Annotated in this window: 12 protein-coding genes and 1 pseudogene; 11 read left to right on the top strand and 2 right to left on the bottom strand. The window is 49.7% G+C overall.

Annotated features, from left to right (window positions below; translation table 11 throughout):
• The first annotated feature begins 7 nt into the window (after positions 1–7).
• From H6A12_RS07605 to H6A12_RS07570, 8 genes and pseudogenes are all read left to right on the top strand, one after another.
• Positions 8–391, top strand: coding sequence for a metal-dependent transcriptional regulator (locus H6A12_RS07605; protein ID WP_204446530.1), 384 nt, complete (start codon positions 8–10; stop codon positions 389–391).
• Positions 384–521, top strand: coding sequence for a hypothetical protein (locus H6A12_RS07600; protein ID WP_156344215.1), 138 nt, complete (start codon positions 384–386; stop codon positions 519–521). The genes H6A12_RS07605 and H6A12_RS07600 overlap by 8 nt, the downstream gene beginning before the upstream one ends.
• Positions 511–2,250, top strand: coding sequence for an ABC transporter ATP-binding protein/permease (locus H6A12_RS07595; protein WP_345941231.1), 1,740 nt, complete (start codon positions 511–513; stop codon positions 2,248–2,250). Before H6A12_RS07600 ends, H6A12_RS07595 begins: the two co-directional genes overlap by 11 nt.
• On the top strand, positions 2,247–3,905 hold the full coding sequence (cydC, locus tag H6A12_RS07590; protein WP_204446526.1) for a thiol reductant ABC exporter subunit CydC: 1,659 nt from the start codon (positions 2,247–2,249) through the stop codon (positions 3,903–3,905). Before H6A12_RS07595 ends, cydC begins: the two co-directional genes overlap by 4 nt.
• Positions 3,905–4,246, top strand: coding sequence for a nitrous oxide-stimulated promoter family protein (locus tag H6A12_RS07585; protein WP_204446524.1), 342 nt, complete (start codon positions 3,905–3,907; stop codon positions 4,244–4,246). The genes cydC and H6A12_RS07585 overlap by 1 nt, the downstream gene beginning before the upstream one ends.
• A complete protein-coding gene (locus H6A12_RS07580; RefSeq protein WP_204446523.1) occupies positions 4,243–4,632 on the top strand; it encodes a DUF454 family protein in 390 nt (129 codons plus the stop codon). Before H6A12_RS07585 ends, H6A12_RS07580 begins: the two co-directional genes overlap by 4 nt.
• Before the next feature lie 14 nt (positions 4,633–4,646).
• Positions 4,647–4,793 (top strand): annotated as a pseudogene (locus H6A12_RS07575) (helicase C-terminal domain-containing protein); the annotation flags it as partial.
• A 942-nt stretch (positions 4,794–5,735) separates the two neighbouring features.
• Positions 5,736–11,081, top strand: a complete 5,346-nt coding sequence (locus tag H6A12_RS07570; RefSeq protein WP_204446522.1) for an endo-beta-N-acetylglucosaminidase — start codon at positions 5,736–5,738, stop codon at positions 11,079–11,081.
• A gap of 178 nt (positions 11,082–11,259) precedes the next feature.
• Here the strand turns inward: H6A12_RS07570 and H6A12_RS07565 are convergent, their stop codons facing one another.
• Positions 11,260–12,615 carry an MATE family efflux transporter gene (locus H6A12_RS07565; protein ID WP_345941230.1) on the bottom strand — a complete coding sequence of 452 codons (1,356 nt, stop codon included), beginning with the start codon at positions 12,613–12,615 and terminating at the stop codon, positions 11,260–11,262.
• Positions 12,608–13,201: a TetR/AcrR family transcriptional regulator gene (locus H6A12_RS07560; RefSeq protein ID WP_204446520.1), complete on the bottom strand. Its 594-nt coding sequence runs from the start codon at positions 13,199–13,201 to the stop codon at positions 12,608–12,610. The genes H6A12_RS07565 and H6A12_RS07560 overlap by 8 nt, the downstream gene beginning before the upstream one ends.
• Positions 13,202–13,384: 183 nt before the next feature.
• On the opposite strand from H6A12_RS07560, the gene H6A12_RS07555 reads away from it, so the two are divergent.
• The 3 genes from H6A12_RS07555 (at position 13,385) to H6A12_RS07545 (ending at position 15,310) form a co-directional block, all read left to right on the top strand.
• On the top strand, positions 13,385–13,963 hold the full coding sequence (locus tag H6A12_RS07555) for a xanthine phosphoribosyltransferase (RefSeq protein WP_204446519.1): 579 nt from the start codon (positions 13,385–13,387) through the stop codon (positions 13,961–13,963).
• A 181-nt stretch (positions 13,964–14,144) separates the two neighbouring features.
• The gene (locus tag H6A12_RS07550; RefSeq protein ID WP_204446518.1) at positions 14,145–14,669 is read left to right on the top strand and encodes a DUF4854 domain-containing protein; all 525 of its coding nucleotides are present in this window, start codon (positions 14,145–14,147) and stop codon (positions 14,667–14,669) included.
• A gap of 212 nt (positions 14,670–14,881) precedes the next feature.
• Positions 14,882–15,310 carry a hypothetical protein gene (locus H6A12_RS07545; RefSeq protein WP_204446517.1) on the top strand — a complete coding sequence of 143 codons (429 nt, stop codon included), beginning with the start codon at positions 14,882–14,884 and terminating at the stop codon, positions 15,308–15,310.
• Positions 15,311–15,321: the final 11 nt, after the last annotated feature.

The following is a 15,321-nucleotide window of genomic DNA, read 5'->3' as shown; positions in this document are numbered from 1 at the left end:
AAGCCGTATGAAACAAAGAAAAACAGTGGAGGATTATCTGAAAGCCGTGTATTTGCTGCAAAAGCAAAACGGCTCCGTACGTGGTGCGGATATTGCAGCAGAGCTTCATGTGTCGCGTCCCACAGTTTCCGTTTCGCTGAAAGAGTTGGAAAAAGAAGGCTATCTTTTCTTAGACAGTGCGCGGGAAGTACATCTCACGGATAAGGGGAAAACCGTTGCCAGAGAAACGTATGAGCGCCATCAGACATTCCGGTCCCTTTTAGAAGATCTGGGCGTGGATGGGAAAACTGCGGCGGAGGATGCCTGCCAAATGGAACATGCCGTAAGTCCGAAAAGCTATGAAGCGCTGAGAAAGTGGACGAACAGAAAGAAGGCGAGCGGCTGTGAATAATGCCATGCAATCCCTTTTTTACGGTTTTACATCAGTGCTGCTTGTAATAGCGGTTGCCGCTCTGTGTACAGGCGTTAAGAAAGTGATGAAAAAAATAACAAAAGGCGGACGAAAATATGATGATCAATAAACGGCTCATCGGTACCGTTGCCGAGAGCAAAAAATACATAGCGGGAAATGTAATTTTACAGTGGTGCTCCCTTGCGGCGAATATCGCCCTGATGCTCAGTATTTCCCGGATGCTTGCAGAGCTTTTCAGGGGTTCGGCCTCGGCGCAGCTTTTAACAGTGACGGGAATCGTTGTAATTCTGGCTCTGGCAGTCCGGTTTTTCTGCTCCATCGGGGCCGCCAAAATGGGGTATTTCTCCTCCAAAGCAGTCAAAAAGACCTTGCGCGAGAAGATCTATCAAAAGCTTCTGCGGCTGGGAAACTCCTACAACGAGCAGGTGAAAACTTCGGAAGTGGTGCAGGTGGCAGTCGAAGGCGTGGATCAGCTGGAAACCTATTTCGGCGCATATCTGCCTCAGTTTTTCTATGCGATGCTGGCGCCGCTCACACTGTTTATCGTGCTGTGCTTTGTGAATGTCCCGGCAGCTGTGGTATTGCTCATTTGTGTGCCGCTGATCCCCGTAGCTATTGCGGCGGTACAGACCTGGGCGAAAAAACTGCTCTCTAAATACTGGGGGCAGTACACGGAACTGGGCGACACTTTTCTTGAGAACTTACAGGGGCTCACCACCCTTAAAATCTATCAGGCGGATGCGTTTAAACAGCAGGAAATGAATGAGCGGGCGGAGAAATTCCGCAAAATCACCATGAAGGTGCTGACCATGCAGTTAAACTCCATCACCATTATGGACCTGATCGCTTACGGCGGCGCAGCGCTGGGTGTCATTATGGCGGTGACCCAGTACCAAAGCGGAGGCGTTTCCCTTGAGGGATGTCTGCTGATTATCCTGTTGGCGGCGGATTTCTTTATCCCCATGCGGCAGCTGGGCTCCTTTTTCCATATTGCCATGAACGGTATGGCGGCCAGCGACAAGATTTTCCGTCTGCTGGATTTGGAAGAAACAAAGCTTGAGATTACTGAAAGTTTCCCGTCGGATCATACAATCCGCTGTTCCGGTCTCTCCTTTTCCTATGATCCGGACCGGGAGATCCTCCACGGCGTTGACCTCACCTTCCCTCAGGGCAGCTTTACGGCATTGGTGGGAGAAAGCGGCTGCGGCAAATCCACACTGGCGGCAATTTTGATGGGAAGAAACAGAGGATATACCGGAACTGTTTCGGTGGGCGGCGTGCCCCTTTCCTCCATTCAGGAAGAAAGCCTTCTGCGGAATATTACCTATATCAGCCACCAAAGCTACCTGTTCAAGGGCACGGTACGGGATAATTTGCTTATGGGAAAACCCGCCGCTTCCGATGAAGAACTGTGGGCAGTGCTTTCCCGTGTAAACCTCGCAGAGTTTTTAAAAGCGGAACAGGGGCTTGATACCCGGCTTTTGGAAAAAGCGTCCAATCTTTCGGGCGGGCAGTGCCAGCGGCTGGCGCTTGCAAGGGCGCTTTTGCATGACAGCCCCGTCTATATTTTTGATGAAGCTACCTCCAACATTGATGTGGAGAGCGAAAACGATATTATGCGTGAAATCCATGAGCTGGCAAAAAGCAAAACGGTGATCCTCGTTTCCCACCGGCTTGCCAATGTAGTGGACGCCAACCATATTTATGTGCTGGATCACGGAACCGTTGCGGAAAGCGGGTCTCATGAAGAACTGCTTTCCCGCCACAGTCTGTATGAACGGCTGTGGACCGCCCAGCAGACATTAGAGCAATTTGGAAAGGAGTGTGCAGGCGTATGAAAAAGCGAAGCGGATTTGCTGTTATGGCACGGCTGATCGGACTGGTAAAACCCCTGAGCGGTTACATGGCGCTGGCGGTTTTGATGGGGCTCGTCGGGCATTTGTGCGCCGCCTTTATCACCATTTTCGGCGGATATGGTGTGCTGGCAGCCCTTCGGTTTGAAGTACCTTTTACTCTGACAACGGTTTTTATTTCCGTTCTTGTCTTCGCCCTTCTCCGGGGATTTTTGCGGTATGCGGAGCAGGCGTGCAACCACTTTATCGCATTTAAATTGCTGGCGCTTTTACGCGACCGGGTGTTCCGTGCGCTGAGAAAGCTCTGTCCGGCAAAACTGGAAGACCGGGACAAGGGGGATTTGATCTCGGTGATCACCTCCGATATTGAACTGCTGGAGGTGTTTTATGCTCATACCATCTCTCCGGCTGCCATCGCGCTGTTGTTTACCATTGTCATGTGCCTGTTCATCGGCTCGTTTCACTGGATCCTTGGCGTGATTGCGCTGGCGGCCTATCTGATCGTGGGAATCGTGATTCCAATGGTGATATCCAAATGCAGTGGGGACGACGGACTGCGTTTCCGCACCAGATCCGGTGAGCTTTCGGGCTTTGTACTGGATAGTCTGCGAGGGCTTTCCGAAATCCTCCAGTATGGGCAGGGGAAAAAGCGCCTTGCTAGGATGAATGAAAAGACGGATGAACTCTCCCGGGACGAAGAAAAGATGAAACGCACCGCCGGGCGAAATACAGCAGTTACCAATACGGTGGTGTTGGCGTTTGATCTTATCATGCTGTTTGTCTCGGTCTTGCTGTATCAAAGCGGCGCAGTGGGCTTCGACGGCGTTTTGATCCCTACCCTGGCGCTGTTTTCCTCCTTTGGTCCTGTAATTGCTCTGGCGGCGCTGGGCAGTACCCTGCAAAACACATTTGCGGCAGGCAACCGGGTATTGGACATTCTGGACGAAACGCCGGTAGTAGAGGAAATCAACGGGAAACCGAAAATCACATTCTCCGGCGCAAAGGCGGAACACGTTTCCTTCTCTTACGGCAATGAGACTATTCTTTCGGATGTTTCGGTGACGATTCCGGAAAACGCCGTAGTAGGGATTGTGGGCAGAAGCGGAAGCGGAAAATCCACCCTGTTAAAGCTTCTGATGCGGTTCTGGAAGGTGCAGAAAGGCAGCGTGGCGCTTTCCGACAGATCGGTAGAAGAGATCAACACCAAAAACCTGCGGGAACTGGAAAGCTTTGTCACGCAGGAAACTCAGCTGTTCCACGACAGCATCAAAAACAATCTGCGGATCGCCAAGCTGACAGCCACCGACGAAGAGATCGAAACTGCCTGTAAAAAGGCTTCCGTCCACGATTTTATTATGACGCTTCCAAAAGGCTACGACACGCCGGTAGGCGAATTGGGCGATACTCTTTCCGGCGGCGAGCGTCAGCGGCTGGGACTGGCGAGGGCATTTTTGCACGACGCACCCTTTATGCTTCTGGATGAGCCCACCAGCAACCTGGACAGCTTAAACGAAGCGGTGATCTTAAAATCCCTGCGGGAAGAGAGGGCGGGCAAAACCGTGGTGCTGGTCTCTCACCGGCAGTCAACCATGCGCATTGCCGATACCGTCTATTCGGTAGAACACGGGAGGATGAGCTGATGAAAAGCACAGCCGATAAACGCGAACGGGAAAAGCGGATGGTGTCGGAGATGATTGCCCTGTACTGCCGAAAAAAACATCATACTAAAACCGGCCTTTGCCCCGAATGCGCAGAGCTTGAAGCCTATGCCAGGATGAGGAGCGATAAGTGCCCGTTTATGGAGACCAAAACCTTTTGCTCCAACTGCAAGGTGCATTGCTACAAACCGGTTATGCGGGAGAAAATCCGGGAAGTCATGCGGTTTTCTGGACCGAGGATGTTGTTTTCCCATCCGGTGATGGCTATTTCCCATGTAATAGAATCGAAAAAAGAGAAAAAACGACTGGAGGAATCAAGGTGAAAATAAAGAAGCTTTTATATGTGATTTTAGGCTGTATCGGCTTGGCTCTCGGAGCCGTGGGGGCTGTATTGCCGCTTCTTCCGGCGTTTCCGTTTTTGCTTTTGGCGGCGTTTTGCTTGGCCAAAAGCTCCGAAAAACTGCACCGTTGGTTTACGGGAACAAAGCTGTATAAAAACAATCTGGAAAGCTATGTAAAAGGACAGGGCATGACGTGGAAGACCAAGATCCGGATCATGATTACGGTGACGGTTCTAATGTCGATCGGCTTTATTATGATGCATGCTGTTCCGGTGGGAAGGATCGTTCTGGCTTGTGTTTGGGTATTCCATATCCTTTACTTTGTTTTCCGGGTAAAGACCATTAAACAAACCAATGGTAATCGCTAACATATGAAATGACTTATCCCACCCTGCAGGACTATATCCGAGAAGTCATTATCCCGGATATGCAGGTAAAATTCCGGCAAGGGTTCGGACGGGCTATCCGTACTGAAACGGATACCTGTGTGGTGAGCATTCTGGACTATCGTGCAGCACTCGGAGAACGATAGCAAAAGCGAATCCATCATCTCCCACCAGGCTGAGTCTGGTCGCAATTCGCGTTCGGACTCTTTTCTTTTATATTTGGTAAGCTGCCCGCGTCGGGGATGAAAGAGTCAAACGGGCTTAGCCCGCACCTGCGGTGGGCAATTCGCGCCCGATGGGTTTTGTTTTGCTTTTGAAAAACAATGCCCGCGTCGGGGATGAAAGAGTCAAACGGGCTTAGCTCGCACCTGCGGTGGGTAATTCGCGCCCGATAGGTTTTATTTTGCTTTTGAAAAACAATGCCCGCGTCGGGGATGAAAGAATCAATCAGGCATAGCCCGCACCTGCGGTAGGCAACCCGCGCCCGAAGATTTTCTTTTCTATTTGGTGGAAAAATCGGGCGGAATGCGCGCATTTGATTGGAAAAACAATGCCGTTTTATATAGATTACGGCATGAAAAATGGATAAAAAAACCACCGGCGACAGCTGCCGGTGGTTTTTTATATCACAAAACTGTCCTTGAGCGGCGGACAGTGCGTGTTCGAGCACTCTTGCTTTTTATGGAAATGTTCGGCGGTCAGTCACTCGATATTCCTATATTATACATGTAAATACATTTTGTAGCTGATTTTTTGATTCAAAACGGAAAATAAATCTGAAAAAATCAAAAAACCTATAGTTTTTTACTATGAACTATAGTTTGTTGCATACGGTTATCGTAGCAAACTCAAAAAAAGTGTGTTTTAATGAAAAAGGAAGGAGGGATCTTCCGTTTGTGAAGACCAAACAATCTTTCGAAAAAAGGAGGGATGTCCGGGCGAATGCTGTGTGACTGCAGCCGGCGTACGAATTTCTTTACCTGACTGGAATACAAAATGGGACGCACTTCACCCAAATGTATTCTGAACACCGAAAATGAAGTGGGGAATCAAAACAAGATTCCGAACGTGAGAAAGGAATGAACATGATGAAGCACATGAAAAAGCGGATTCTTTCCGGTCTTTTGGCTGGATTGGTATCTGTGTCTTCGCTGGCAGTGCTTGCGCCCAGCAGCGTGTCTGCAGCAGGACTCGGATACTGGCCGGAGCCGCTGCCGATGGGCAACCAGTGGTACTATCAAAATGAAAGCCTGCAGCCGTATGGCTCCTGCTTCCAGATTGATGAATTAAAAAACTGGAGCCCGGACAACGACCCGGATGCTCGTTACAACCGTGGTTCCATCCCGCTGCGTGATCGCTGGATGGGCCCGTCCGTAAACCCGCTGGCATCCCGCGATGCAAAAGTCATGCCGCTTGCAATGTCAAACGCACGTGCAAGTGAGGCAGCTTCCCAGGGCGGCGACGGCGACTTTGTTTATGCATTCAACAACTTCCAGTATGTTGACACCTATAACTTCTGGGGCGGTTCTTCCGGTGAAGGCCCGATTGCAATTCCTTCGCCTGAGCACATCGACTCCGCACACAGAAACGGTGTTCCGGCAACCGGCACCATCTTTATTCCGTGGGGCGACTACGCTTACGGCAACCGCTTCGTTTCTGAATTGGTTGAAAAGAAACCTGACGGTACGTATCCGGCAGCAGACAAACTGATCGAAATCGCACAGTACTACGGTTTTGACGGCTATATCTTCAACGCAGAGTCCGGTACAGGCGTTCCCGGTTTCAAAGATTTCTTGGCATACATCCAGAAAAATAAACCGGACAACTTCACCATTTCCTGGTACAATGGTTCGGGTTCTCTTTCCACCGGCAGCATCCAGAACTGGATGCAGGACGGCGACACCCGCATCACCGACGAATGGTGGCTCGATATGAGCGGCAACGGAAACGTGGATGGCACAATCGCTGCTGCACAGGAGATGGGCGTTGATCCGTGGAACATTCACTCCACTTGGGAATACTGGCCGATGTCCGGCATGTCCGGCACAAAAGGCGGCGACTATCATGCTCGTTTGGATGAAAACGGTATGCTCAAAATCTCGCTTGGTATTCTCGCACCGACCGTTACGCTGACACAGTCGAAAAACTCGGACGACTTTATGAACGTTCAGGATCAGAAACTCTGGGTTGGCCCAACATTTGATCCGTCTTCGACTTATCGTCCGCGAAACGAATTCTGTGGCTTTGCAAGCATGGTTGCAGACAAAACACCGGTCATCGGCACCGATTTTGTCACAAACTTCACCACCGGCAACGGCTACAAATTCTATGAAAACGGCAAAGTGACCGGCAAAGAAGATGGCTGGTACAACCGTTCTCTGACAGACGTTCTGCCGACATGGCGTTGGATCATCGAGTCTGAGGGTGAAAAACTCTCCGCAAAAATCGATTTCGACGACGCTTGGTGGGGCGGCACATCCATGAAAGTTTACGGCAACATGGATGCAGACAAAGCAAACCACGTAAAACTGTACTCCTCGCAGCTCGACATCACAAAAGATTCGAAGTTCAGCATCACCTACAAGGCACCGAAAGGCGGCGTGGATGTAGAACTGGGTCTGTGCTTCGGCAACGACTACGCTGACGAGAACTTTAAGTTCTATCCGATCGAAACAACAGCAAACGGCGAATGGAACACCGCTACATTCGATCTGTCCGGCGACGCAGGCAAACGTGCGATTGCAATCTCGCTGCGTTTCAACGCACCGGAAGGTGTCAGCGACTACTCCATCAACGTCGGCCGTATGGCATTCACAACAACCGATGCTGCACCGGCAACTGTTACCGATATCACACTCGACGAGGTCATCTACCCGACCGATACCACCATGGAAGCACGCATCTACTGGGAAAAAGCAGACAACGCATTCATGTACATGATTCACCGCGTTCTGCCGGACGACACCCGTGAATTCGTAGGCGCTACCCCGAGCGATGCATTCTATCTTGGAAAATATGACCGCCTTGACAATGAGGAAGCAGCAACCTTTGAAATCACTCCGTACACCGAAAACGGCGTGAAAGGTTCGACCACTTCGTTCGCAATCGACTGGAAAGACATGCCGGAAGATTCGTTCGTTAAAGTTCCGCCGATGGGTGAAAACCTGGCACTCGGCCAGCCGGCAGTTTCGAGCGTTCCCTGCGTTGCAGACGGCCCGGTTGACAAAATCAACGACGGCGTTATCCCGAACTCCAAATGGTGCTCCCAACGTGTTCCGGGCTATGCAGTCATCGACCTTGGCAAAGAGGTTGACATCCAGAGATGGGTGGTTTACCACGCAAACGCACGCGGCGCCGGTGAAGGCGTTGACATGAACACCGTTGCATTCGACTTCTCGTATGCAAAAGACGACGGAAAGCCGCTGCTGACCGGCGATGACTATGCAAGCAAAGTAAGAGTCCAGAGCATGTCGTTTACACGGGTAGACAGTGTCACCGGCAATAAACAGAATGTTACCGACCGTAACCTGTCTGAGCCGATCAAAGCACGTTACATTAAACTCAACGTCACACAGAGTGATAACAGCCCGTGGCATGCAATCCGTGTATACGAGGTTGAAGTATACACCAATCCGGGCGTACTCTCCGTTGCAGCACCGTCTACTCCGCTTGCACGCAACGTGACAGTGAAAAACAACGCAGGCGCAACCGATACCGTCGTCATTGACAACGTCGGCATGCTCTACACCACCGGTACTTATGCAAGCGGCGGCACAATCAGTGAGAACACCGGCGTCGTCAAACTGTACGAAAGCATGGACGCTGAAGAACCGTTTGCACAGGTCAAAGCAGAACAGCCGAACGAATCGTACAAACAGCGTTCTGTTGGTATTGCAAAATTTGAAAATCTTGAACTCAAAGCAGAAGGCGGCCGCCTGTTCTATGAGATTCTCGACGAATCCGGCGGCGAAATTCTCCACAGTGCACGTTACAGTGTGGAATATGCACCGGAAACCGGCGAAGCAATCACCAAACCGGAAGCAAAACTGTTTGGTTCTGTCCGCGGCTTCCAGCTGCGCGATCGTTACGGCATTTTGAACCTGTCCGGTCTGCCGGAAGGTGCAGAAGTCACCGTTTATGCATCTGAGGATGCAGATCACCCGATTCGTTTCTCGAATCCGGCAGGTGCTGACGGCAAAGTTTCGATCGACGGCATTCCGCTGAATGCAGAAGGTGCTGGCAATGTCTACTATGAAGTATTCGTTTCCGGCCGTCCGAACTCCGATCGTTTCAGCGTTTCGTATGACAGTGCAATGGCTCTGCCGGCTGATCTGAGCGGTCTTCAGGAACTGATCGAAAAATGCAGCATTTACACTGAGGAAGAATGCACAACCGCTACATGGCCGGCATTCGAAGAAGCACTCAATGAAGCAAAAGCACTCTCTGAGACAAATACCGAAGAGGCAGAAGCTGCTCGTGCAAAACTGAGCGAAGCATTTGCAAACCTCCGCAAAAAAGCGGATACCCAGCGTCTTGCTGAAGTCACCGCAGCGTTTGATGAAGCACATCCGGAGATGGATTACACCGGTTCGAGCTATGCAAAATTCAAAGCAGAGCTTGACAAATGCTATGCACTCATCAAAGCAGACGATTCGAATGAATTCGAAGTCGAGCAGGCACGCATCAAACTCGAAGCAGCAATGCGCGGCCTGGTGGAAGATAACGGCGCAACCGTTACAGGCGTCACCGTTGATCCGGCAACCATCACACTCGACCGCGGTGTTTCGCAGAAATTCACTGCAACCGTTACCGGCGTAGGCGACCCGACACAGGCAGTCACCTGGACACTCTCCGGCAACCAGAGCAGCAAAACAACCATCAAAGCAGACGGCACACTGAAAATCTCTGTGGAAGAAACTGCAGAAACACTGACAGTGACCGCAACTTCGAAACTGGATGAAGGAAAATCCGCAACCGCAACCGTTACTGTGACAGACGAGGTCGTTGCACCGAACATCACCGTAACAGTCGCACCGGAAACACTCGAAGTCACCGCTGACCCGGGTCAGAAAGGCCAGTTTACCGCAACCGTTGAGGGTGCTGAAGATGAAACCGTTGTTTGGACCATCTCCGGCAACACCGACGAAAACACACTGATCGAAAACGGCCAGCTGTTCCTTGGAACAGACGAGACCGCATACGAAATGACTGTCACTGCAACCTCCGTTGAAAATCCGGATTGCAGCGGTACAGCAAAAGTCATCGTCATCCGCAGCAACAAAGAAGCACTGCAGGAAGCATACGATGCAAACAAAGACCGTGTTGAAGAAGAGTACACCTCCGATACATGGGCAGCATTCAAAGCAGCACTCGACAAAGCTGAAGAAGTGCTTGCAAAAACAGCTGCAACCCAGGATGAGGTTGACGCAGCAGAGGCTGAGCTCGAAAGAACCGCTTTGGCACTGGTAAAACGCGGCAACAAACTGCAGCTTGAGAATCTGATTGCTTATGCAAAAGCAGAGCAGGCAAAACCGGAATATCAGTACGTTGTGCCGGCTGTGAAAAAAGCATTTGAAGAAGCACTCACCAAAGCAGAAACAGTCGTGGCTGATATCGATGCAACACAGGCAGAAATCAATGCGGCATACGACGAACTGCTCGAGATGACATGGATGCTCGAGTACAAAGGCAACAAAGAAAACCTTCAGGATCTGTATGACTTCGCAGAGATGCTCGACCTTGAGCTGTACACCAGCAAAACTGCAGAGCCGGTACGCGCTGCACTGGAAGCAGCGAAAGCAATTCTCGACAACGAGAACGCGCTGCAGGCAGACATTGATGAAGCATACAACGGTCTGAAAGCAGCAGTTGACGGACTGAAACTGAAAGTGAACAAAGATGCACTCGGCGAGCTCATCGAAGGTGCAGAGGCAATTGACCTGTCGAAATATCTGGACAGCAGCAAAACTGATTTTGCAGCAGCACTCGAGAATGCAAAAGCAGTCTATGCAGATGATCAGGCAACAGATAAAGACGTATATGATGCATACAACCGTTTGCAGAAAGCAATCTTTGATCTGCGTTTGATCCCGGATAAATCGGTTCTGGAAGATTTGCTCAACAAAGCATCCGAAATGGACGAAAGCAAGTACACAGCAGAGAGCTTTGCAGTACTCAAAGCGGCAATGGCAGAAGCACAGGCTGTCTTCAATGATACAGAAGCAACCGAAGCAGACGTCAAAGCAGCAGAGGCAAAACTTGAAGATGCAATGGACGGACTGGTTCTGACCGATGCAGGAACAGATACAGACAGCGACAAAGAGGATTCGCCGAATACAGACGACTACACACCGCTCATGGGCGTTGCAGTTGCACTGGCAGCAATCGGCGCAGGCGCACTGATTCTCCGCCGCCGTCTGGACAGAAAATAATCGTAGAAGTCGTTTCTGATACGAGAAGTTTTATACAAACATGAAGCGATTGGCTGTCAAAACGGACAGCCAATCGCTTTTGTGCATCTATGAGAAAACAGCCCGCTTCAATGAATATAAGGAACAATAAAAAAGCAGGAGAACGATTGGGTTCTCCTGCTTTTGCTGTTTAAAAAAATCAGTTTGTGTCTTTTGGCAGATGCTTAAAATACCGAAGAAGCAGCGGAACACAAACGAAAAACGAAAGAACATCCGCAGCGGCTTGGGTGATCTGTACGCCGAGTGTACCGTACAGCGCTGGCAGCAGCAGAATCAGCGGAATGAAGAAAATGCCGTTGCGCAAAGAGGAGAGAAGCGATGCAAGTCCGCTTTTTCCGATACTCTGAAACAGCATGTTTGTACAGACGGCAAACGGCTGGAACAGACATGCCACACACTGAAACCACAGTGCAGGTATACCAAATGAAATGACGGCGGGATCATTGCGGAACAGCGTAATCAGCGGTGCGGCAAATAAAAAGCAGAAAACCGCCGCCGTACCGAGCAGCACTTCACCGGCCGCCGCAGTAAACCAGAAGCCTTTGCGTACGCGTGAAAATTTGCCTGCACCATAGTTGAATGCGGCAACCGGCTGGAATCCCTGACCAATACCGAGTCCGACCGAGAAGATCAGCATGCTGATGCGGTTGACAATACTCATTGCCGCAACGGCTGCGTCGCCGTATACAGCAGCTTGTCCGTTTAACAGCATGGTTGAAATACTGCCGAGTCCCTGACGGATAAGGCTTGGAAATCCGGTGGCAACAATTTTGGCAATATCAGAAAACCGGCGGGAAAACAGGCGCAGAGAGAGCCGGCTTTGTGTGCGGCGAAGCAAAAACATCAGCAGTAACAGAAAAAAGCTCACACACTGCGAAATTGCTGTTGCAGCGCCTGCGCCGGCGGTACCCATGTGAAAGACGAAAATAAACAGCGGATCGAGCGCGATGTTTAAAAGTCCGCCTGAAACAAGACCGATCATTGCAAATGCGGCGCGTCCTTCATAGCGCAGGATATTGTTTAATACACAGCTTCCCGTCATAAACGGCGCAGCAAGGAGAATATATGTCGCATACTGCTTCGCATAAGGGAGGATGGTGTCTGTACTGCCGAGCAGATACATCAGCGGCGTGATGAACAAAAGACCGAATATCCCGATGAGCAGTCCGAACAGCAGCGACAGGAAAAATCCGGTCGAAGCAAAACGGCTTGCGCTGTCGGTGTCTTTTTCGCCGAGCTTTCGGGAGAGAATGCTGCCGGCGCCGTGGCCGAACATAAAGCCGAATGCCTGCAAAATTGCCATCAGACCGAATACGATGCCGATTGCACCGCTTGCGCTTGTGCCAAGCTGTCCCACAAAATAGGTGTCCGCCATGTTGTAGATGCTTGTGATGAGCATGCTGAGAATGGTTGGCACACCGAGTTTGATGATGAGCAGGGAAACGGGCGTTTGTGTCATTTTTTGATACTGGGCGATTTGCTGTGACTCATTCAATGGAGGAGACTCCTTTCTCTTGCTGATATTGTTTGATGATCTTTGAAAACGATTCGAGGAAAAATGAAAAGCTTTCATCCGCGCTGATTGCACCGTGGGATAAATAGCCGCTGTGCGAAAGCGTCAAAAATCCGTGCAGCAAACAGCGAAGCATCCGGTGCAGATGAGTGACGATGTCTTCCGGCAGACCGCTTTGTGAAATCACGTCAATAAACGGCGTGATAATGCAGGGAAGCTCTGCGCGAAGCCGTTCATTGCCGTCCATTTTTATTGCAATCAGCGTCTGATACAGACCGGGATGCTGCTGCGCAAAGGTGCAGTAGGTGTATGCCATGTCGGCGACTGCACGGTCGAGCGGTTTTTGCGCACCCGCTTCACAAAGCATTTCGTGCAGGCGGTGAATGCCGGCAAGCCCAACTTCAACGCGAATTTCTTCCAGTCCGGATATGTGATTATACAGCGATGACGGCTGTACATGGAGCACGTGTGCCAGTTCGCGCAGAGAATACCCCTCGTATCCCGTCTGCTTGGCAAGCGCAATCGCCGCTTCGATGATAACCTCGCGGGAGAGGCATCGTTTTGTCATAAGAAAGCCCCCATTCTTATCGGAATACATATTATTATATACGAACGGTGTTCGTTTTGTCAATAAATATGCCGAACCATGCGATTTAGGCACGAATAGGGGTATGCACAGCGTAAAACTTATGGTAAAATAAAAACCAAACAGATGACCGTATCTGGGCAAAAAAATAAGGAGTTAACATGTATGGAACTTTTGAAACAACGCATTCTCAATGACGGTCGTGTCAAAGAAGGCAATATATTAAAGGTAGAAACATTTTTGAATCACCAGATGGATATTGCGCTGCTCGATGAAATCGGTGCAGAGTTTGCACGTCGGTTTTCGGGTGCACCCATCACCAAAATTCTGACCATTGAAGCGTCCGGCATCGGAATTGCAGCGATTGCATCGCGGTATTTTGGCTCTGTGCCGGTTATTTTCGCCAAAAAGACAAAGTCGAAAAATTTAGACGGCGAACTGCTTGTCACAAAGGTGCATTCGTTTACAAAAGGCGTGACTTATGACGTTCAGATTTCGAAGCATCTGCTGACAGAAGATGATACCGTGCTGATTATCGACGACTTTTTGGCAAAAGGCCAAGCGCTGTTGGGTCTGATTGATCTGGTTGAGCAGGCGGGGGCAAAGCTTGCGGGCTGCGGCATCGTGATCGAGAAAACATTCCAGGAAGGCGGCGGACTGATCCGTAATAAAGGAATCCGCGTGGAATCACTGGCAATGATTTCGTCGATTGAAAACGGTGAGGTCCATTTCGACGGCGAATAATGTGAAAGTGACGGCCAAATGATTGTTTTTTATCACAAATGATGCGCGGCTGTTTGGAGGAGCATTGTGCGGTCGCGCATGTTTGTGATGAATTTCAATATAAAATCCATATTCTTTTCTGCATCACATACTTATGTGAAAACCTTGTTTGATGTTTTCACAAAACGAGGAGGAAATAAAAATGAAACAGAAACTTATACTTGTCAGCGTGCTTGCGCTGGTACTCGTGCTGTTTTCGGGTTGTATGATCAATCCGTCCGCACTGATGGATAAAGAGAATGACGAGTCTTCTGTGACGTCAATTGTGAACGATGCCGAAGACGATCAGGATGAGGACGCGCAGGACACAGAAGAAGGCGAAGACGACAGCATTTTTGGACTGTATGATTCGGTTGAAGCGTATTTGGAAACTGAAGAAATGCAGGAGATGATCGAATCACTGCGCGCTTCTGTGAACGGCATGAATATTGAAGTGTCCGCACAGGGCAACAAGCTCATCTATACGTATACATATACGGACGCGGTGGACCCGTCCGCAATCGGTCCGATCCTTGATGAGCAGATGGAAAAACAGGCATCTACGTTCCAGACAGTTGCAAAACAGGTCAAATTGGTCGTGAATGCCGATGAAGTGCTGGTACAGGTGGTATTCCAGAATCCGGACGGCACCGTCCTTTCGGATACACAGTTCTCCAGCGAAGAATAATTGAATAGATGCGAATGTGATGCAAAAAAGAATCGTTAAAAAAGGGACAGCAGAGTTTATTCTGCTGTCCCTTTTTTCTTTTTGCACACAATCGCAAAAAAATGTGAAGATTTGATTGACAAAAGGAAGAAAATAAGATATGATGACAATAGAGAAACTGTATAAATCTACAAGAGGGAGGTGTGCTGACGATGAAAAGGGGATTGATGTGTTTGCTTGTGATGATAGCATTGCTGATGTGCACAGCATGTTCCGTGTTTGAAGCTTCCGGATTGCCGCAAACATCCATCAAAGATACACCAAAAGATGAAGAAACGGTGCGTGCGGAAGAAAAAACGGAGCAAATGCGTGCATTCATTCGTTCACAGTTTATGAACGATGCCATTGAGGAATTGTCTCGCTATGTGAAAACAAAAGAAGATTTGGTTGTGTGCGCAAATGAAAATATCCTTGAGATATGGATGATGTTTTCAAATGAATCCCCGAAACAGCAGCTTGAAGAGATTGATGCACTATGCAGACCGGTTCTGACAAAAATCCTTGAGGAAATGGAGCGGTTTGGGATTGACGAACCGATTGTCAATTTGTGCATCAATAATGCAGAGGGCTCAAGTTCAAAAATGTACTATATGAATAGCTGATTTCGTTGAGG

The sequence above is a fragment of the Merdimmobilis hominis genome (genome assembly GCF_016901855.1).
Lineage (GTDB): Bacteria > Bacillota > Clostridia > Oscillospirales > Ruminococcaceae > Paludihabitans.
This window is presented reverse-complemented; position numbering and strand designations above follow the sequence as displayed.

What these genes read in the sequence shown, in the direction of transcription:
- H6A12_RS07605 (WP_204446530.1), top strand. Translation starts at nt 8, where the DNA reads ATGAAACAAAGAAAAACAGTGGAGGATTATCTGAAAGCCGTGTATTTG.
- H6A12_RS07595 (WP_345941231.1), top strand. Translation starts at nt 511, where the DNA reads ATGATCAATAAACGGCTCATCGGTACCGTTGCCGAGAGCAAAAAATAC.
- cydC (WP_204446526.1), top strand. Translation starts at nt 2,247, where the DNA reads ATGAAAAAGCGAAGCGGATTTGCTGTTATGGCACGGCTGATCGGACTG.
- H6A12_RS07585 (WP_204446524.1), top strand. Translation starts at nt 3,905, where the DNA reads ATGAAAAGCACAGCCGATAAACGCGAACGGGAAAAGCGGATGGTGTCG.
- H6A12_RS07570 (WP_204446522.1), top strand. Translation starts at nt 5,736, where the DNA reads ATGATGAAGCACATGAAAAAGCGGATTCTTTCCGGTCTTTTGGCTGGA.
- H6A12_RS07560 (WP_204446520.1), bottom strand. Translation starts at nt 13,201, where the DNA reads ATGACAAAACGATGCCTCTCCCGCGAGGTTATCATCGAAGCGGCGATT.
- H6A12_RS07555 (WP_204446519.1), top strand. Translation starts at nt 13,385, where the DNA reads ATGGAACTTTTGAAACAACGCATTCTCAATGACGGTCGTGTCAAAGAA.
- H6A12_RS07550 (WP_204446518.1), top strand. Translation starts at nt 14,145, where the DNA reads ATGAAACAGAAACTTATACTTGTCAGCGTGCTTGCGCTGGTACTCGTG.